Origin of the sequence: Peptoniphilus olsenii (assembly GCF_040545475.1) — a bacterium.
Lineage (GTDB): Bacteria > Bacillota > Clostridia > Tissierellales > Peptoniphilaceae > Peptoniphilus_A > Peptoniphilus_A olsenii.
This window is the reverse complement of sequence record NZ_JBEPMA010000001.1, coordinates 127,967-148,184: the sequence shown is the minus strand read 5'-3', so window position 1 is coordinate 148,184 and position 20,218 is coordinate 127,967. Positions and strand designations below refer to the sequence as shown.

General features: G+C 29.1%; 16 protein-coding genes. All 16 read right to left on the bottom strand.

The features are described from left to right. Positions 1–5: 5 nt before the first annotated feature. A complete protein-coding gene (locus ABID14_RS00755) occupies positions 6–1,232 on the bottom strand; it encodes a CinA family nicotinamide mononucleotide deamidase-related protein (protein ID WP_354366538.1) in 1,227 nt (408 codons plus the stop codon). 8 nt (positions 1,233–1,240) lie between these two features. Next, positions 1,241–1,774, bottom strand: a complete 534-nt coding sequence (gene pgsA / locus ABID14_RS00750) for a CDP-diacylglycerol--glycerol-3-phosphate 3-phosphatidyltransferase (protein ID WP_354366537.1) — start codon at positions 1,772–1,774, stop codon at positions 1,241–1,243. Continuing rightward, positions 1,771–3,087, bottom strand: a complete 1,317-nt coding sequence (rimO, locus tag ABID14_RS00745) for a 30S ribosomal protein S12 methylthiotransferase RimO (protein ID WP_354366536.1) — start codon at positions 3,085–3,087, stop codon at positions 1,771–1,773. The genes pgsA and rimO overlap by 4 nt, the downstream gene beginning before the upstream one ends. Further along, a complete protein-coding gene (locus ABID14_RS00740; protein ID WP_435529936.1) occupies positions 3,080–5,404 on the bottom strand; it encodes an FtsK/SpoIIIE family DNA translocase in 2,325 nt (774 codons plus the stop codon). Before ABID14_RS00740 ends, rimO begins: the two co-directional genes overlap by 8 nt. A 55-nt stretch (positions 5,405–5,459) precedes the next feature. Next, positions 5,460–5,891, bottom strand: a complete 432-nt coding sequence (gene dut / locus ABID14_RS00735) for a dUTP diphosphatase (RefSeq protein WP_354366535.1) — start codon at positions 5,889–5,891, stop codon at positions 5,460–5,462. A gap of 70 nt (positions 5,892–5,961) precedes the next feature. Next, positions 5,962–8,061 (bottom strand): polyribonucleotide nucleotidyltransferase, encoded by a 2,100-nt coding sequence (locus ABID14_RS00730; protein ID WP_354366534.1) that lies wholly within the window; start codon positions 8,059–8,061, stop codon positions 5,962–5,964. 43 nt (positions 8,062–8,104) lie between these two features. Continuing rightward, a complete protein-coding gene (gene rpsO, locus ABID14_RS00725; RefSeq protein WP_354366533.1) occupies positions 8,105–8,371 on the bottom strand; it encodes a 30S ribosomal protein S15 in 267 nt (88 codons plus the stop codon). A gap of 115 nt (positions 8,372–8,486) precedes the next feature. Beyond that, positions 8,487–9,395 (bottom strand): bifunctional riboflavin kinase/FAD synthetase, encoded by a 909-nt coding sequence (locus tag ABID14_RS00720; RefSeq protein WP_354366532.1) that lies wholly within the window; start codon positions 9,393–9,395, stop codon positions 8,487–8,489. After that, the gene (truB, locus tag ABID14_RS00715) at positions 9,392–10,279 is read right to left on the bottom strand and encodes a tRNA pseudouridine(55) synthase TruB (protein WP_354366531.1); all 888 of its coding nucleotides are present in this window, start codon (positions 10,277–10,279) and stop codon (positions 9,392–9,394) included. The genes ABID14_RS00720 and truB overlap by 4 nt, the downstream gene beginning before the upstream one ends. Further along, on the bottom strand, positions 10,276–11,265 hold the full coding sequence (locus ABID14_RS00710; protein WP_354366530.1) for a DHH family phosphoesterase: 990 nt from the start codon (positions 11,263–11,265) through the stop codon (positions 10,276–10,278). Before ABID14_RS00710 ends, truB begins: the two co-directional genes overlap by 4 nt. Then, a complete protein-coding gene (gene rbfA, locus ABID14_RS00705; RefSeq protein WP_354366529.1) occupies positions 11,252–11,605 on the bottom strand; it encodes a 30S ribosome-binding factor RbfA in 354 nt (117 codons plus the stop codon). The genes ABID14_RS00710 and rbfA overlap by 14 nt, the downstream gene beginning before the upstream one ends. After that, positions 11,605–13,788: a translation initiation factor IF-2 gene (gene infB / locus ABID14_RS00700; protein WP_354366528.1), complete on the bottom strand. Its 2,184-nt coding sequence runs from the start codon at positions 13,786–13,788 to the stop codon at positions 11,605–11,607. The genes rbfA and infB overlap by 1 nt, the downstream gene beginning before the upstream one ends. A 27-nt stretch (positions 13,789–13,815) precedes the next feature. Continuing rightward, on the bottom strand, positions 13,816–14,079 hold the full coding sequence (gene rnpM / locus ABID14_RS00695) for an RNase P modulator RnpM (RefSeq protein WP_354366527.1): 264 nt from the start codon (positions 14,077–14,079) through the stop codon (positions 13,816–13,818). A 33-nt stretch (positions 14,080–14,112) separates the two neighbouring features. Beyond that, positions 14,113–15,369: a transcription termination factor NusA gene (gene nusA / locus ABID14_RS00690; RefSeq protein WP_354366526.1), complete on the bottom strand. Its 1,257-nt coding sequence runs from the start codon at positions 15,367–15,369 to the stop codon at positions 14,113–14,115. Positions 15,370–15,382: 13 nt separating this feature from the next. Then, positions 15,383–15,856 (bottom strand): ribosome maturation factor RimP, encoded by a 474-nt coding sequence (gene rimP, locus ABID14_RS00685; RefSeq protein ID WP_354366525.1) that lies wholly within the window; start codon positions 15,854–15,856, stop codon positions 15,383–15,385. A 107-nt stretch (positions 15,857–15,963) separates the two neighbouring features. After that, positions 15,964–20,211, bottom strand: coding sequence for a PolC-type DNA polymerase III (locus ABID14_RS00680; protein WP_354366524.1), 4,248 nt, complete (start codon positions 20,209–20,211; stop codon positions 15,964–15,966). Positions 20,212–20,218 lie beyond the last annotated feature (7 nt).

The window sequence follows — 20,218 nt, the reverse complement described above, 5'->3', positions numbered from 1 at the left end:
TCCTTTTATTTTTTATTTAATACATACAATAACTGTGATAATACTGAATTTACAGTCCTATTACGTATTTTATTTCTATCTCCGTTGAAAAAATAATGTTTTAAAAAATATTTATCTTCATCAAAATATATACAACTATAAACATTTCCTACATCTGTTTCTGAAGGTTTAGGTCCAGCTTCACCTGTTGTAGAAATAGCTATGTCAGTACCTGTGCGTTTTTTTAACCCTCTTGCCATTTCTAGTGCTGTCTGCTGACTAATTGCACCATATTTAGACAGAGTTTTTGGGTTAACATCAAGATTTTGTATTTTTGAATCATTTGAATATGTCACATATGATGAGTCCATAATCTCAGCGGCACCGCCTATATCAGTTATTGAAGATGCTAACATTCCTCCAGTTATAGACTCAGCAAAGGATATTTTTAATTTATTCTTTTTTAAAACTGAAACTAAAATTTGAGATACCTCTACATTTTTTTCTGAATATATATGTTCTGAAAACTCAGTATACAATTTGTCAATAATGGTATCAATATCAAGAATAATATTTTCTGAATTTTGACTAATTCCAATGATTTTAATTTCAGTAAATCCTTGATGAGCAAAAGTATTTATTGAAATATTATCTTTTTCTATATTCAATCTTCTGATAGTATCTTCTACTTTAGATTCACCTAAACCTATGACATCTAGTGATTTAATTATTATTTTGTCTGTTGAATTAATGATATTTGGTATAAATTTATCTACCATTGGTTCCATCTCGTTAGGTGGCCCTGGTAAGAGAATATACGTTGTATCTTCGTACTCTATTAATTCCCCTAAAGCCACTCCCCAATCATTATTTAATTTTGTCGATCCTTCAATTAAACAAATTTGTTTGAGATTATTAGATGTCATTTTACTTGAATTATTTAAAAACCTTTTTTCCATTAATTTTTTTTCTGTTTGGTCTAAATATATTTTTTTATCTAAAAATTTAGCAAGACTTTCCCTAGTTATATCATCATTAGTAGGACCAAGACCGCCAATTAAAATAATTAAATCAAATTTTTTTGAGTCTGTTTTCAATTCCTCAAGTATATCTTCCATATTATCATCTAAGGAAACTTGTTTTAAAACTTCTACACCTAAATCAGTTAGTTTTGCAGAAATATATTTTGAATTAGAATTCAATATGGAACCTATCAAAAGTTCTTTACCGATTGTTATAATAGCTGCTTTCATATTTTCACCTAGATATTCTTTAAATCAAGAACACTTTTATTCTTTATAATGTAGTCAATGCCAGATACAACAGTAAAAAAAGTTGCTAAATAGAAAATTATTATCCCTGGCGCTTTTAAAAATTCTATATTTGTCAACAATAGAATTAAAGAAATTAATTGTGTTATTGTTTTGAATTTACCCAAAGGACTAGCTGCTATTGTAATATTATCAGAAGCAGCTATAGTTCTAAAGCCAGTAATCGTAAATTCTCTAGCAATTATAACAATAACCATCCATGCTGGAATTTCATTAACACTAGCTAGTAAAATTAAAGCTGAACACACTAGTATTTTATCTGCTAAGGGATCTGCAAATTTACCAAAATTTGTAACCAAGTTATTTTTTCGGGCTATATAGCCATCTAAAAAATCAGTAAATGAAGCTACAGAAAATATTACTGTAGCAATTAATCTAGCAGAACTAAAATCTTGATACATGAAAATAACAAAAATTGGTACCATTAATGTTCTTACTAGTGTTAATTTGTTTGGAGTATTCATTTTGCATCACCTATTAAATCATAATTTAAACTATCTTTTATTTTCACCTGAACAAATTCCCCATTTTCAAGAGCAATATTAGAATTTATATATACTATTCCGTCTATCTCGGGAGCATCCATATAAGTTCTGCCAGAATAAGTATTTTTATCTATTTTTTCTTCTACAATAGTTTCAAAAGTTTTATCGCGTAGAGATTCTAAGCGTTTGGCAGATATTAAACTTTGTTCTTGCATAATTTTATTGCGTCTTAACTCTTTGATATTTTCATCGATTTGAACGCTTAACGAAGAAGCAGGTGTATCTTCTTCTCGAGAATAAGCAAATACACCTAATTTATCAAATTCAAATGATTTAATGAATTCTACTAATTCATTAAAATCTTCTTCAGTTTCTCCTGGAAATCCGACGATAAAAGTAGTTCTAATAATAATATCTTTAACTTTTGCTCTTAATTTATTAATCAAATTAACAATATCATTTTTATTCGTTTTTCTGTTCATTTTATTTAGTATATTATTAGATACGTGCTGAAGTGGTATATCAACATATTTTAATAGTTTATCATTATTAACAAATTCATTGATTAATTCATCATCAAAATGGTCAGGATATAAATATAAAATTCTAATCCATTTTAAATCTTCAATTTTTGATAATTCTTTAATTAATTTTGGTAATGAGAATTTAGAATATAAATCAATCCCATAATCTGTCGTATTTTGAGCAATCAATATAATTTCACGAGTTCCATTTTGAACTAAATACATAACTTCATCAAAAATATCCTCGATTTTTCTAGATCTGTTAATTCCTCTAAGTTGAGGAATTATACAATAAGAACAATTGTTATTACAGCCTTCAGAAATTTTTACATATTCTGTTACTTGTACATTTTTCTTTCTAATACCTTCAATATAATCACTATTTAAATTATCAGTTTTTATAACTTTATTACCAGCAAGTGTTGAGTCTAATAATTCATTTATATAACTAATATTACCAGTACCAATTATTCCATCAACCTCTGGAATTTCTTTTAGTAATTCTTCTGGATATCTTTGTGCCATACAACCAGAAAGTAGAATTTTTTTACATATTCCGTTTTTCTTATATTCAACACATTCTAGTATTGTATCTATTGATTCCTCTTTAGCTGCAGCTATAAAACCACAAGTATTTATTATAATTATATCGGCCTCATTTACATTATTTGTAATAACATATTTATCTCTATCTAGAATCGAATACATAAGTGTAGTATCTACATCATTTTTCGAACAACCTAAAGTTACGATATAGATTTTATTCATTTTGCTCCCCCAATATTTTTTGAATTTCATCTTTTGTCATTAATAGTTTACGCGGTTTTGAGCCTTCATGAGGTCCAATAATACCAAATTCTTCCATTTGATCTACAATTCTTCCAGCACGGGAATACCCAATCCTTAATTTTCTTTGTAAATAAGAAATTGAAGCTTGTTCGTCTTCTAATACTAATTCAACTGCATCTTTAAAAAGTTCATCCGTTTGATTAGATATATCAGTTTTTTTATTTTGAATAGCTTTTTCAATTTTAGATTCTATTTTTTTATTAACTGCGTTATTATCTTTTACAAAATCAACAACTCGCTCAACTTCAGCATCTGTAATCATGGTCCCTTGAATTCTTTTTGGCTTAGGGTACTTTACAGGATAAAATAGCATATCGCCTTTGCCAAGTAATTTTTCAGCTCCGCCCATGTCCAAAATAGTCCTTGAATCTACTGATGAAGTTACAGAAAAAGCGATTCTAGAAGGAATATTTGCCTTTATAGTTCCTGTTATTACATCTACAGATGGTCGCTGAGTAGCTAAAATTAAGTGCATACCTGCAGCTCTAGCTTTTTGGGCAAGTCTTGCAATATATTCTTCGATTTCTTTAGATGCAACCATCATTAAATCTGCTAATTCATCTACTATAATTAATATTTTAGGCATTTTTTCTTCTGGTTTTCCTAGTTTTATCATTTTTTCATTAAATCCAGTCAAGTCTCTTACAGAATATTTAGCAAAAGCCTCATATCTTTTTTCCATTTCATCAACAGCCCAGTTTAGAGCAAACGCAGCCTTCTTAGGATTAGTAACTACATCAATCAAAAGATGAGGTATTCCATTATATACACTTAACTCAACTATTTTAGGATCTATTAGCATCAATTTTACCTCAGAAGGAGAAGATTTATATATAATGCTTGTAATTATTGAATTTATACATACAGATTTACCCGACCCAGTGGCCCCAGCTATTAACAAGTGAGGCATATCTTCAAGAGATGAAACTATTATATTGCCTTCGACATCTTTTCCTAAAGTAAGAGGTAATTTTGAATCTAATTCTTGAAATTCATTAGATTCAATTATTTCTCTAAGACCAACCATATCTTTTGTTTTGTTTGGTACTTCTATTCCAACTACAGTTTTGCCTGGAATAGGTGCTTCAATCCTTAAATCGGAACTTGCCAAAGCCATAGCTATATTATCACTTAAGCTTACAATTCTTGATAGCTTAACTCCAGGAGCAGGCTTAAGTTCATATGAAGTGATAACGGGTCCTCTATTAATGGCTACTATTTTTGACTCAATACCAAAATTTTGCATAGTAGATTCTATAATTTTTCCATTATTGAGAACTAGGTCTTTTGAAAAACTTTTTTTATTTCTATTAGAATTTAAAAAAGCAATATCGGGATATATATATGGCGCTAATCTTTCTTGCTTTTCTATATCTTCTTTTATAGAATCTTTTAAATTATTAGTTTCTTTTATATTTTCTTGGTCTAATAATTCTACAGATTGAGAATTATTGTTTTCTGTTTGCGTATCTTCATTCATTGATGATTCTTCGTTATTGTAATCTTTAACTACAATATTATCGGTGGATACACCATTATCAATTAAAATAGGTTCTTCAGATTGTTTTTTTGTTTTTTCTTGTTTTATAATATCATATTGAGCTTTCTTGTCTTTGATAGATAATTTTTTATCTTCTATATATTCTCCAACATGTTCAAAAAATATTATAATTTGATCAATATTAGTTCTAAGCATAAAATAAAGAGAAAACAATATTACACATATTAAAATCAAATATGTCCCTATTGACCCGAATAGCTTATAGCAAAAGAAGCCAAAAATAGCTCCAATAACCCCACCACTTATTGTTATATCTAAATATTCGGCAGAACGATTTATTCTATCAATAAGAGTCATATCTATTTCTTTTGAGCCATCTAAAAATATAAGAATACATAAAAGTATTATGAGTGTTGGAATTATGTATCTTTTCATATGAAATTTTGTAGAAGGTAAATTAAATAATATTCCCCAGAAAATAAATAAAAGAGGGATCAATATATTTGCACTTCCAGCTATAATTGAAAACAAACTATAAATTAAATTTCCTATTATTCCCATTTTTTGACTAAACAGTGAGATGAATGATATAATACCGATTACCATTAAAAAGAGTCCAGTCATTTCTTTTTTAGAAGAGATTTCAGCAATATTTTTATTGACATTCTTTTTAGTATTTTTATTAAATAGATTTAATTTATTTTTAGATTTTTTCGTATTTCTTTTTTTATTCACTAAAATCGCACCTCATTAATATTATAACAATAAGAAAAAATTATAACAATAATGTTTAGATTCCAGTATGACCGAAACCTCCATCACCACGTTCAGTTTCACTTATAGTATTTACTTCTATAATTTCAGGTCTTTCAATTTTCATAAAAACTATTTGAGCTATTCTATCCCCATTTTGTATTATTGCTTCATTCTGACTCAAATTAATAATTATAACTTTTATTTCTCCTCTATAATCAGCGTCGATAGTGCCAATTCCATTTACTAAGCTTAGTCCCTTTTTAATCGCTAAACCTGACCTAGCTCTAACTTGTGCTTCATAACCATCAGGTATTTCTAAAAAAACCCCAGTAGGTATTAATCTTCTTTCAAGTGGTTTAAGTATTATATCCTCACTAATATTGGCCCTAATATCTATTCCTGATGCCCCATTTGTTTCATAACAAGGATTAGGGTGTTCACTTCTATTTATTAGTTTTACTTTCATTATAACTCCTTTAAATTTATATACAGTTAAAAAAATCGCATTAATTTTCTTTTAATGCGATTTTTATTAATTATTTGTCTTCCTTTTCAACCTTAGGTATCAGTGCTTTTCTAGAAAGTGATATTTTTCCGTTATTATCATCAATATCTATTACTTTGACTTCAACATTATCACCAACATTTAAGACGTCAGTAACTTCTTTAGTTCGTTTATGAGCTATTTCTGAAATATGGAGGAGACCTTCTGTTCCTTTTTTTAATTCCACAAAAGCACCAAATTTCACAACTTTTTTTACTTTACCTAAATAAACATCACCAATTTCTACTTCTTTAACTATAGATTCGATTAATTTAATAGCTTCTTTAGCTTTGTTATCGTCATTAGAAAGAATAGAAATTTTGCCATCATCATCAATATCGATTTTAACTTCTGTTTGTTCAATAATTTTATTGATGATTTTACCCCCTGCGCCAATAACTTCTCCAATTTTATCTGGATCAATTTTAATTATATGAATTATAGGAGCGTATTTCGACAATTTTTCTCTCGGGGATTCAATTGTGTTTCTCATATTTTCTAGAATATGAAGCCTAGCTGTTTTAGCTCTTTGTAAAGCAACTTCTAATATTTCTTTTTTTATACCTTCTACTTTTATATCCATTTGCAGAGCTGTTATACCATCACGAGTACCAGCTACTTTAAAGTCCATATCCCCAAAATGATCTTCTAAACCTTGTATATCGGTTAGAATTTTAATTACTCCATCTTCTTCAATAAGACCCATAGCAATTCCAGCTACAGGAGCTTTAATAGGTACACCTGCATCCATTAAAGCGAGAGTTGAGCCACATATAGATGCTTGTGATGAAGATCCGTTAGAAGATAAAACTTCGGAAACAACTCTTATGGTATAAGGAAAATCTTCAATTTTTGGGATAACAGGTAATAAGGCACGTTCTGCTAAAGCACCATGTCCAATTTCCCTACGACCTGGGGAGCGGAATGGTTTAACATCACCTACACAAAAACCTGGGAAATTATAATGATGAATATATCTTTTAGGTTTATCATCACCTAGGCCATCAATAGTTTGTTCTTCAGCAAGTGAACCTAGTGTAGCAACTGATAATACTTGAGTTTGTCCTCTAGTAAATAGTCCGGATCCATGAGTTCTAGGTAGAAGACCAACTTCTGAAGATAATTGTCTAATTTCTTCTAGACCTCTATCGTCAGGCCTTCTCTCTTCTTCGAGAATACCTCTTCTTACTTCTGTAACTTCAATTTCTTCTATAGCTGCTTCTATATCCTTTGAAAATTCTTCCATTTCTTCTTCAAAGTGTGTTCTTATATCTTCTTTAGCATTTTCAGTTAGCTCCATGCGCTCTATTTTGTTCTTTTGTCTAATAGCGTTAATTAACATATCAGAACCATAATTTTTAACCATTGAAACAATGTTTTGGTCAGGTTCAAATACGTGGTAAGAAGATTTTTGTTTACCGACTTCTTCTGTAATATTTTCAATAAAACAGCATATTTCTTTAATTGATTCATGACCTTCGAAAATGGCTCCTAACATTTCGTCTTCTGTAACTTCATTAGAGCCCGATTCAACCATCATAATTGCAGATTTGGTACCTGCAAGCATCAAGTTAATATCTGATTTATTTTTTTCTTCTTCATTTGGATTAATGATATATTTTTTATTTATCATTCCAACTTGTACGGATCCTGTAGGACCATCAAATGGAATATCTGAAATAGAAAGTGCAATAGATGAACCTATCATAGCTGCGATTTCTGGTGAATAATCCTGCTCTACACTAAGTACAGTTGCAACTACTTGAACATCATTTCTATATCCTTCAGGGAATAGAGGTCTTAAAGGTCTGTCAATTAATCTTGCAGAAAGAGTAGCTTTTTCACTGGCTCTGCCTTCTCTTTTTATGAAACCTCCCGGGATTTTTCCAACAGCATACATTTTTTCCTCATAATCTACACTAAGAGGGAAAAAATCTATACCTTCTCTTGGTTTAGAAGACGCTGTTGCTGTGACAAGGACAACAGTTTCGCCATATTGGACTATACAAGCTCCGTTTGCCTGTTCTGCAACTTTTCCGATAGTAACCTTTAATTCAGAACCAGCAAGCTGCATAGTAAAAACTTTTTCCATTATTTCCTCCTTTTAAAAAGAAAGAGCGGATTTACCGCTCCTATTATCCTCTGATTTGTAGTTTTTTAATAAGTGTACGATATCTTTCTATATCACTATTTTTTAAATATCTTAACAAGTTTCTTCTCTTACCAACCATTTTAAGAAGGCCTCTTCTTGAATGGTTATCTTTCTTATGAGTTCTTAAATGTTCATTTAATTCATTAATTCTTCTTGTTAAAATTGCGATTTGTACTTCTGGAGATCCAGTATCTCCTTCGTGTGTTTGAAATTCTTCAATTATTACTTGTTTAATGTTTTTATCTAGCATTTTAATTCCTCCTATAATTTATTAACCAAATCATAGTAAGCGTCGAGGTTCGTCAAACCATGATGAGGTATTTCAACTTAAGATATAATACCATATACTTGGTAAAATGTAAAGATTATCTTGCTTCTGTTATCTTTACATCTTTAGCAATTTGTTTAAAAAGTTCATCTATATTTTTGAATTTTAGTTCTGGGCGTATAAAATCAAGAATTTCTAATTCTACAGTCTTTCCATATATATCTTTATTAAAATTTAATATATGTGCTTCCACTTTAACTCCATCATTTTCTACTGTTGGATTAGTACCAATGCTAGTGGATGCTTTATATTTCTTACCATCAATTATAATATTTGTATCATAAACACCAAATTTGGGGAGTACATAATTGTCGATAAGACTTAAATTAGCTGTTGGATAACCCATTTTTTTACCAAGACCTTTGGCGTGAATTATTGTTCCAATTAGTTTATAAGGTCTGGTTAATAAGAAATTTGCACGTTTAATATTTCCTTTTTCAATTAAATTTCTGATAAGTGAAGATGATATTTTTTCATTTGAATCCTTTATTTTATCAATAATTTCTATTACTTTAAACAAATTTTTATTTTGTTGTAAGAAACTTACATCTCCAGCTTTCTTATAACCATAAGTATAATCATATCCGACAACAACACCTATAGTTTTTAGATTTTGTACTAAAAAATCGTTTAGAAATTTATAAGGACCATAAGCCATAAATTCTTTAGTGAATTCGATTAAATATATAATATCGATACCTTGTTTCTCTAAAATTTCAAATTTAGTCTTATTATTAGTCAATATTTTTTTCTTTTTGATACTAATGAGATTATCAGTATGTTCTTTAAAAATTAATACACTAGATTTAACATTTAATCTTGAAGCTGTTTTCACAGCAGTATTTATTAGTTCTAAATGTCCTTGATGAACACCATCAAAATTACCCAGAGCAATTATAGATTCTTCTGTTGCTTTATAATTTAAATCAATTTCTATGATTTTCATACTTCACCCATCAATCTTTTTTTTATCTTTAAATAATAATCTCCATTTATTATTCTAATCTCACCTAAACCTATAAAAAAATTATTACAATATATTCTGTAGTCATTATTTTTGTAAGGCCTATTTAACTTATAAAACTGTCCATTTATAATATTATCATAAAAATTAGGATTTACATCTATTTTTTGTAAATGTTTTAAAGCTTCATCTATAGGTAATAGTTTTTGATTAATTTGTTTAGCATTTAGATTTTTAAAATCTTCTAAAGTTAAAGCATCTTGAATTTTGAAATCGCCAGATCTTGTTCTTCTTAAATTCGTTAACGTGCCATAAGTGCCTAGATAATTTCCAATATCATTAGCTAATGAACGAATGTAGGTTCCTTTAGATACTAAAACTTTTATTGTTATCTCATCTTTATTATTAAAATCTAATAAATGAATAGAGTGAATAATTATTTTTCGTTTAGGAATGCTTATATCTTGACCTTCCCTTGCATATTCATAAAGTTTTTTTCCTTTAATTTTAATTGCAGAATATTTTGGGGGAGTTTGTTCTTGAATTCCAAGAAAATTCTCCAAGCATTCTTTAATTTTAGATTTCTTAAAAAGGACATCATCATTTTTTAATACATTTCCAGTAATATCCAATGTATCAGTTAATATGCCCAATTTTATTTTAGCTATATATTCTTTGTCAGCTGCAAGTATATAATCACTGACTTTAGTAGCCTTACCTATACACATCACTAGTACACCTGTAGCCATCGGATCAAGTGTTCCTGTATGTCCAACCCGCTTTATGTTTGTTTTTTTACGAACTTGATAAACCATGTCATGAGAAGTTAAATCTTTAGGCTTATCAAAAATTAATAATCCATTCATTTATCAAACTCTTCTAAGACAGTTTCTATAATATATTCTTTTGCTTGTTTCATGCTTAATTCGAAAAAAGTACCCCCAGCTGCTCTTATATGTCCTCCTCCGTTAAATTGTGAAGCTACTTTTGCACAATTAACAAAGCTTTTAGAACGAAGAGATAATCGTATCGAATCTCTTTTTTCTTTTAAGAGTATTGCAACTTCTACTCCTTCAATATCTCTTACAAATTCTACTATTCCTTCGGAGTCTAATTTACTTGCATTAGTTTTGTTAAAATCTTCAATGGTGGTTGAAACAATAGCTATTTGATTATTATGATAATATTCAATGGAATTTAGAGCTCTTATTAACAAGTCAGTTTTTTCTTTAGAACGGGATTGATATAAACTTACATTAATTTCATTAAAATTAATATTATACATTAATAAGTCTGCTGCGATTTTAAAAGTTTTAGACTTTACTGAATCATACTTAAAAGAACCAGTATCAGAAGAAATTCCAGTATATAAAGAGGTTGCAATATTTTTATCAATTGGATATTTAAGTGAAGTAAAAATATCATATAAAACTTCACAAGTTGCAGTTGCATTAACATTTACAATATTAATCTCAGAAAAGAAATCATTAGTACTATGATGATCTATATTTACAGTTTTCTTTGAGTCTATAAAAAAAGGTTTTATATTACTTCCCATTCTTTGTAGGTCTGCACAGTCTAAAGATATAAACAGATCGAATTCTTTATTCTTAATATCTTTAGGATTTACAAAAGAATTTATATATGGGAGAAAAGACTCTGATTTAGGGATTTCATCATCTAAAATAAAAACGGGATTTTTACCTAAATTTTTTAGCATTCCATAAGTAGCAGTTATAGAGCCTAAATTATCACCATCTGGGCTTAGATGAGAAGCAATAGCTATAGAGTTTGATTCATCTATAGCTATTTTAAATTTATTTATTTCTTCTTTTATATTACTTATTATCATTATTAACCTCATCTATTAATTTATTTAACTCAAATGCTCTCTCTATTGAATCATCATTAATAAATATAAGTTCAGGCATTACTCTTAACTTCACACGTTTTGAAAGTTCTCTTTTGATAAACCCTTTTGCTGAATTGAGACCTTCTACAGCTTCATCCCTATCATAATCATCACCAAGTACGGTAACATAAATTTTTGCAAAAGATAAATCATTAGTAACTTCTACATGAGAAATACTAGTAAGAGTTGGCACTCTAGGATCTTTTATATCGTTTTGTACAATCTCTGAAATTGTTCTTTTAACTTCTTCTGAAATTCTATTGATTCTTTTACTGTTCATTATTTCCTTTCAACTTCCTTTAAAATAAATGATTCAAGTAAATCATTTTCTTTAATATCATTAAATCCATCTATTACAAGTCCGCCTTCATAACCTTGTTGAAGTTCTTTCACATCATCTTTAAATCTCTTTAAAGAATCAATATCTCCTTCATGGATAACAACATCATCTCTCAATACTTTTACTTTTGAATTTCTTAAAATTTTTCCGCTCAGTACATAAACACCAGCCACCATTTGATTGTTAGGTAATTTAAATGTTTGTCTAATCTCACATCTACCCAAAATCTCTTCGATAATATCAGGGTCTAACATACCTTTAGCAGCTTGTTCTATATCATTTATTATTTCATATATCACTCTATAAGTTCTTATTTCTACTTCCTCATTTTTAGCCAGTTCAATAGCATTAATATTTGGTCTTACATTAAAACCTATTACTATTGCATTAGATGCAGAAGCAAGTGTAATGTCAGACTCGTTAATACCACCAACGGCAGAATGAACGATAGAAATTTTAACCTCATTAGTGGATAATTTCATTAAAGATTGAACAAGAGCCTCTGCTGAACCTTTGACATCTGCTTTTACAACTATGTTCAACTCTTTTACATTTTCTTCATTAATTTTATCAAATAAGTTATCTAAACTAATTTTATTCGTTTGTGTAAGACGTATTTCTCTTGAAAGTTCTTGGTTTTTATCAGCAATAGCCTTTGCAGTTTTATCATCAGAAACAGCATATAATGTATCTCCGGCATTCGGTACATCATTTAGTCCTAAAATCACGACCGGCACTGATGGCCCAGCTTTTTTAATATCTTTACCTTTATCGTCTTGCATAGCTCTTATTCTACCCGAACAAACTCCTGATACTATAGAATCTCCAAATCTTAAAGTACCATTTTTTACTAGAATAGTTGCCATAGGGCCCTTTGATTTATCTAAATTAGCTTCAATAACTGTACCGATGGCTTTTCTATTAGGATTTGCTTTTAATTCACTTAATTCCGCTACTAATAAGATCATTTCTAGTAATTCATCAATACCTTCTTTGGTTTTAGAAGAAACGCCTACTACTATAGTATCTCCGCCCCAATCTTCTGGAACTAAATTATAATTCATAAGATCCTGTTTTATTCTTTCTATATTTCCTTCAGGTTTATCTATTTTTGTAATGGCAACTAACATAGGAACATTAGCAGATTTAGCATGTGAGATGGCTTCTACTGTTTGTGGCATAATTCCATCATCTGCAGCTATAACTAATATAGCAATATCTGTTGTTTGTGCCCCTCTAAGCCTCATAGAAGTAAAAGCTTCGTGACCAGGAGTATCTAAGAAAGTAATTTTTCGGCCATCTAAATTTACAGTATAAGCTCCTATATGTTGCGTGATGCCACCAGCTTCTTGTTGCGTTACATGAGAAGACTTTATACTGTCTAATAATGAAGTTTTTCCGTGGTCAACATGGCCCATAACTGTCACTACTGGAGGTCTCATTTTAAGATCTTTATTTTTATCTTTCTTTATAAGACCAAACTCTTCTTCAATAGTTTTTTCAACTTCTTGTTCTACGATATTTATTTCAATATCTAATTCGTCAGCTAATAATATGCAAGTATCTTCATCAATTGTTTGATTTTGATTAGCCATAACGCCTAATCCAATTAATTTAGTAATAACTGTTGAGACTGCTAACCCCACTTGGTCGGCAAAGTCTTTCACTGTTATTGGTGCTGTAATATCTATAATTTCCTCCTCCTTTTCTACATTTTTATTTTTATGTTTCTTGTTAGTTTTTTTCTTAGATAAGTCTCTATTTATTGTATTTTTATTATTAGAATTTTTACGAGTTTTATCTTTCTCTTTATTTTTATTTAAACTTTTATCATTTTTTAAAACATCTTTATTCTCTTTTTTATTATTATTGTGTTGTTTATTGCCTTTGTTTTTATTACTTTTTGATTCATTTTTAAATTTGTTTGTTTTTTTAGTTTCTTTTGGAGAGTCATTTTTATGAAAGTTCTTATCATAAAGTTGTCTTACTCTATTTTCATCTTCTTTAACTAATGTTGACATATGGTTTTTCACCGGAATTTCTAATTCGTTAAGTTTTGATAACAACTCTTTACTACTTATTCCAATTTCTTTTGCCAATGCATGTACTCTAATCTTTGACAAATTGAACACCTCCTCAAAAGCAACGTATTATTCCATAGATTTCTTTAGTTCTTCATAAACATTCTCATTAATATCCATGGAGAATGATCTGTTAAGTGCCTTAGTTTTTATGGCTTTATCTAAACAGTTAATATCATCACATAAATACGCTCCTCTTCCATTTGCCTTTCCTGTTCTATCAACAAAGACTTCATTATCTTTATTTTTTACAATTCTAATTAAGTCTTTTTTTGCTTTTTGCTCTCTACACCCTATACAAGATCGCATAGGTATTTTTCTAACTTTAGTCATTTAATACTCCATTAATTATAATTTAAATTTAAGTTAATCATTATCTTCATTTAAATTTTGAAAATCTGAAATATTTTCGATAAAATCATCAGTTGAATTGTTTACATTGTTATCAGAATTATCATAACTAATAATATTTTTTTCATCTGTTATTTGGCTAGTAGAATCATCTTTTATTATTTCAGAATTTTCTTCTGGAATTTTATTAAATTCTTCTACAAGCTCTTCTTCAGTAATATTATTAGTTTCTAGATAATCATTAAATTGTTCTACAGATTTTATATCTATTTTCCATCCAGTTAGTTTAGCAGCTAATCTTACATTTTGTCCTTCTTTGCCAATTGCTAAAGATAATTGATAATCTGGAACGATAGCAAGAGCAGATTTTTCGAACTCGTTAACAAAAACTTTTTCTACTTTTGAAGGACTTAATGAATTTGATATAAATTCTGCTACATCTTTTTTATAAATTACTATGTCTATTTTTTCATTGTTTAATTCTTCTACAATAGCATTAACTCTTTGACCTTTGTAACCTACACAGGCTCCTAAAGGATCAACTTCTTCATCTTTAGAATAAACTGCTATTTTAGTTCTTGAGCCAGCCTCTCTTGAAATAGAATATATTTCAACTATTCCTTCGGTAACTTCTGGTATTTCCAATTCGAATAATCTTTTGACTAAATCGGGGTGTGACCTAGATAATACAATTTGAGGACCTTTGGTAGACTTTTTAACTTCAAGGATTAACATTTTGTATCTGTCGCCTTGTTCATATCTTTCGCCCTTTATTTGTTCACTAATCGGTAAAATTGCTTCAGTTTTACCCAAATCAACATAAACATTATTATGAGACATTCTTTGGACATTACCTGTTATAATTTCACGTTCTCTTTCAGCGTACTCATCAAAGACGACTTCTCTTTGAGCGTCTTTAATACGTTGGATAACTACTTGTTTAGCAGTTTGTGCTGCAATTCTACCAAAATTTTTAGGATGAATTTCATTATTATAAATGTCCCCTATTTCATAACTTGGATCAATTTCTTTTGCTTTCTCTAAAGAAATCTCCATATGTGGGTCGTCAACTTTTTCAACTACTTCTTGTGCAGCAAATAACTTGAGATCACCAGTAAGTCTGTCCATATGAACTATGACATTTTGTGAAGTTCCATAATTTTTTTTGTAACTAGAAACTAGTGCTGATTCAAGTGCTTCAAAGATAATCTCTTTGGAAATGCCTTTTTCTTTTTCAATTTCTGTTAAGGCATTTATAAACTCCTCGTTCATTATTCCCTCCAATTTAAAATTTTATTGTTTGTTTCATAGAAGATATAGATTTTATTGGTATTTTTATATTTATATCTTCAGATTCATCTCTTATATCAAGGTATATATTTTCATCATCATAATCAGCAAGAATACCGTTAAAAATTTTATTGCCATTTAATGGTGCATATAATTTTACATCTAATTCATTTCCAATATTTCTTCTATAGTCATCTTTCGTTTTAAGAGGTCTATCGAGTCCTGGAGACGAAATTTCTAAATAATATGGTTTATCTAAAAAGTCTAGATTATCTAATTTGGAATTTATTTCTCTACTCATATCTGCACAATCATTAAGATCAATCCCATCTTTTTTATAAATATAAATAGTTAATAAATCGTGTTTAGTTCCCTTAATGAAATCAATATCTACTATTTCATAATTAAGATTTACTGCAGTTTCTTCTGCAATAGGATAAACAGTTTTTAAAACTTCAGATTTTTTCACCTTGCACCTCACAATTCAAAAAACAAAGAGTGGGAAAACCCACTCTTTACTAAATACTTATCTTTCTAAATAAAATTATAACATATACTCATCAAATTACAAGTTTATCACATATTAAATAATGATATTTGGTTTGTTTCATCTAAATTATTTAATAAATTATTATTTTTTAAAACAATAATAACTGACTTTCCAGCTCCAGTTCTTTTTGAAAAATCTTCAACTGATAAAAATTTACTTTTTTCAGCTTCTTTTTCAATACTTAAAGCACAATTCTCGCCGACTCCCGGAAGTGCTCTGAGTGGCATTCTAATTTTTCCATCTTCTATAGTAAATTTTGAAGCCTTAGATTTATATAAATCTGGTGTTAAAAATTTATAACCACGAGCGTACATCTCAAGACAAACATTCAATACAGCCCGCTCACCTTTATCTTTTGCTGTCATCTTTTCTCGCATGTCAATTTCTTTAATTTTATTTTTTACAGTTTCAACTCCACATTTTATGATTTCTCCATTAAAATCGTTTAATTTTATTGTAAAATGAGTAGCATAAAATGCGAGTGGATAGTTAATTTTATAGTAAGCAATTCTAAAAGAAAGCATTACATACGCAACAGCATGAGCCTTAGGAAACATATACTTTATTTTTTTACATGAATCTATATACCATTCTGGCAAATCAAGAGTTTTCATTAAGCCCTCTTGTTCTCCAGTTAGCCCTTTGCCTTTCCTTACTTTTTCCATTGTGTCGAAAGCCATTTTATTCTCAGCACCAGCATTTATTAAATAAATCATAATATCTTCTCTCGTGGCGATAACTTCTTTTAATTCGGCTCGTTTAGAATTAACTAATTCTTGTGCATTAGATAACCACACATCTGTACCATGAGAAAGGCCTGAGATTCTAACAAGATCTGCAAAAGATTTTGGTATAGTCTCCGTCAACATACCTATTACAAAGTTTGTCCCAAATTCAGGTATACCTAATGTTCCAGTCTGAGAATCAAAAATTTCTTTATCAACATTTAAGGCATCTATGCTACTAAAAAGAGATAAAGTTTTTGGATCGTCTAATTTAATATTAGTTGAGCTAATGCCAGTAAAATCTTCTAGCATTTTAATAATAGAAGGTCCATCGTGACCTAATATATCTAATTTTAAAATTTTACCGTGAATGAAGTTATAATCAAAATGAGTAGTTATTACTCCAGAACTAGCATCATCTGCAGGATACTGAATAGGTGTGAAATCATAAATTGTATTACTCTTTGGAACAATCATGACACCTCCAGGGTGTTGCCCGCTAGTTCTTTTAACGCCAGTGATTGATTTTGCCAGACGATCAACTTCTATTGGAGATATATTTTTCCCCTCAAAGTATTTCAGGACATATCCATACGCAGTTTTTTCGGCAATAGTTCCAATTGTTCCTGCCCTAAAAACATAACCCTCACCAAATAATTCCTCAGTATACTTATGAGCGCTAGTTTGATATTCTCCAGCAAAGTTTAAATCAATATCAGGTTCTTTGTCACCGTAAAATCCTAAGAATACTTCGAATGGAATATTATGCCCATCTTTTCTTAGAGGAGTATTGCAATGAGGACAACTTTTATCTGGCATATCTATACCACTACCATATTCTAAGCCATCAATAAATTCAGAATATTTGCATTTTGGACAAACATAGTGAGGTGGTAATGGATTTACTTCTGTAATGTCAGCCATTGTCGCAACAAATGAGGAGCCTACGGATCCTCTAGAACCTACTAAAAAACCATCATCATTTGATTTTTTTACAAGTTTTTGAGCAATTATATATAAAACCGCATATCCATTTGTAATGATTGAAGTCAATTCTTTGTCAAGACGTTTTTCAACAACCTCTGGCAGAGGATTTCCATAAATTTCTTTAGCCTTTTTATAAGTCATATTTTTAAGATCTTCATCAGAACCTTCTATAACTGGAGGAAAGGTACCTTCAGGAATAGGGTTGATTTTATCTATTTTATTGGCCAATAAATTAGTGTTTGTTATAACTACTTCATATGCTTTCTCATTACCTAAGTATGAAAACTCTTCAAGCATCTCTGCAGTAGTTTTAAAATATAATTTTTGTTTTTGTAAAGCAAGTGGATTGGGTCTACCTGGCTTCCCATTTAGAACGATTCTTCGACAAAGATCGTCATTTTTTTCTAAATAAAAAGTATTAGAATCTGCTACAACTAATTTATCTAAATTATCTCCTATTTCTACAATTTTTTTGTTTATCCTTTTGATATCTTCTATCTTTAATTTACCACTATTTATATCAATTAAGTTATCCATTACAGGTTGTATTTCTAAGAAGTCATAATAACTAGCAATCTTCTTTATTTCCTCATCTGGACACATTCTGTATATAGCATCAAAAAGTTCGGAACCACTAGTTCCTGAACCCACGAGAAGTCCTTCTCTATATTTATCAATTAGTGAACGAGGAGTTTTAGATACAATATGATAATAATTCATATGTGATTCGGAAATTAGTTTGTATAAATTTTTAAGTCCATCTAAATTTTTTGCTAAAACTAAAACTGAATTTTCGAACAAACGTTTAGAATCTATATTTTCAACAAGTTCGTTCCATTCATCAAAATTAAATTTATTTTCTTTTTTAAGTTTATCTTCTAATTTAATGAACAATTCAGCTGTAGCCTCTGCATCGTTGACAGCTCTATGTGCACCAATTAATGAAATCCCCATTTTCTTACAAAGAGTGCCTAAATTAAATCTCTTTAATTCAGGCATAAGAGCTCTAGACATTACTAAAGTATCCAATATTGGAAAATCAAAAATCAAACCATTCATCTGCAATTCTCTACGAATAAATGATATATCGAATTTAGCGTTATGTGCTACTAATACAGAATCTTTTATAAATTCATAAAAGTCTTTGATTACAACTTCTATAGTTGGCTCATTTTGCACTAATTCGTTTGTTATTCCCGTAAGTTCTGCTACTACATCTGGAATTAATTTTTCAGGATTAATCAATTGTGAAAATCTATCGATAATTATTCCGTCTTTTACCTTAACGGCACCAATCTCTGTTATTTTATCATTGATAGAAGATAAGCCTGTAGTTTCAATATCAAATACCACATAGGTATTGTATGATTTTTTTTCCGAATAATTAGTTACAATTTTTTCTCTGTCATCTACAAAGTTTAAATCACAACCATATAAGATTTTTAAATCATACTTTGAAGATGCATCCATGGCTTCTGGGAATCCTTGTACATCACCAGTATCAGTAATAGCGATGGCAGTATTATCCCATCTTTTAGCAGTTTTTGCAAAAGAATCAAATGAGCTAACTCCTGACATTTGAGACATTTTAGAATGAATTCTTAATTCTACTCTCTTCTCTTTTGCCATGTCTTCTCTAAACTCTTTTATAGAACTTTCAATATATTTTATCATGATAGTTTCACATCTTGCATAGTTGTCATATCCAACATCGCCAGTAATTAAAACATGATCACCGATTTTAATATTGGTTAAAAACTCATCTTTTTTATCAGGTTTTAAAAAGATTTTTGCAAGCGTTGAAGAAGTATAGTCAGTAACAGATAAGGAAATTAAAAAGTTTTTGTTTTTTAATTCTCTTACTTCTATGTCAAAAATATCAACTTTAATAGTTATTCTTTGGGAATTTAAATCCATGTTTGATAGTATTGTTATATCGTTAATTTTTTTTCTTCCAAAACTGTAATTATCTTTTATTTCTAAGACATCAGATTTTGAAGATTGAATTTCATTTTCTATCATTGCAGCTTGTTTTTCTGTAAAAATAACTTCCTCTTTTTGGATTTTTTCGATAAAAAAATCTTTATTATTGTCATTAGAATTTTCATTTTTTAATAAATTGACTTTATAATTATCGAATGCTTTTAAAGACTCTTCTAGATTAGACAAAAAACCATTCTTAATTAAAGAATAATATATTTCAGTTTGAGGAACTGTAATATCTATAATTTTATCATTTTTATTAATATTAATAATTAAATCTTTTATCCAAGATTTAGATGATGGATTATATTTGAGTATTTCGTTTTCAATTAAAGATTTTTCATCTTTATAAGACTTTTTTGAATAATATTTAAAATATAGCTTATAATTATTTAGATAGTTTTTAAAGGATTCTTCAATCAATTGTTTATCTTCTGAAGAAAGTAACGAATCAGATCTTAGTGTAATCAAGACTTCATTCTTAGATTTTCTATATTTTATTTTTGGTAGAAAGATATTTTTTTCATTTAAATTAAGATTGATTTTCATTTTTTGCAGAATATCTGTTAATTTAAGCAAAATTACA

Bases quoted from the DNA above. Each gene is read 5' to 3' on its own strand.
- ABID14_RS00755 (WP_354366538.1), bottom strand. From the start codon at position 1,232: ATGAAAGCAGCTATTATAACAATCGGTAAAGAACTTTTGATAGGTTCC.
- pgsA (WP_354366537.1), bottom strand. From the start codon at position 1,774: ATGAATACTCCAAACAAATTAACACTAGTAAGAACATTAATGGTACCA.
- rimO (WP_354366536.1), bottom strand. From the start codon at position 3,087: ATGAATAAAATCTATATCGTAACTTTAGGTTGTTCGAAAAATGATGTA.
- dut (WP_354366535.1), bottom strand. From the start codon at position 5,891: ATGAAAGTAAAACTAATAAATAGAAGTGAACACCCTAATCCTTGTTAT.
- ABID14_RS00730 (WP_354366534.1), bottom strand. From the start codon at position 8,061: ATGGAAAAAGTTTTTACTATGCAGCTTGCTGGTTCTGAATTAAAGGTT.
- rpsO (WP_354366533.1), bottom strand. From the start codon at position 8,371: ATGCTAGATAAAAACATTAAACAAGTAATAATTGAAGAATTTCAAACA.
- ABID14_RS00720 (WP_354366532.1), bottom strand. From the start codon at position 9,395: ATGAAAATCATAGAAATTGATTTAAATTATAAAGCAACAGAAGAATCT.
- truB (WP_354366531.1), bottom strand. From the start codon at position 10,279: ATGAATGGATTATTAATTTTTGATAAGCCTAAAGATTTAACTTCTCAT.
- ABID14_RS00710 (WP_354366530.1), bottom strand. From the start codon at position 11,265: ATGATAATAAGTAATATAAAAGAAGAAATAAATAAATTTAAAATAGCT.
- rbfA (WP_354366529.1), bottom strand. From the start codon at position 11,605: ATGAACAGTAAAAGAATCAATAGAATTTCAGAAGAAGTTAAAAGAACA.
- rnpM (WP_354366527.1), bottom strand. From the start codon at position 14,079: ATGACTAAAGTTAGAAAAATACCTATGCGATCTTGTATAGGGTGTAGA.
- nusA (WP_354366526.1), bottom strand. From the start codon at position 15,369: ATGAACGAGGAGTTTATAAATGCCTTAACAGAAATTGAAAAAGAAAAA.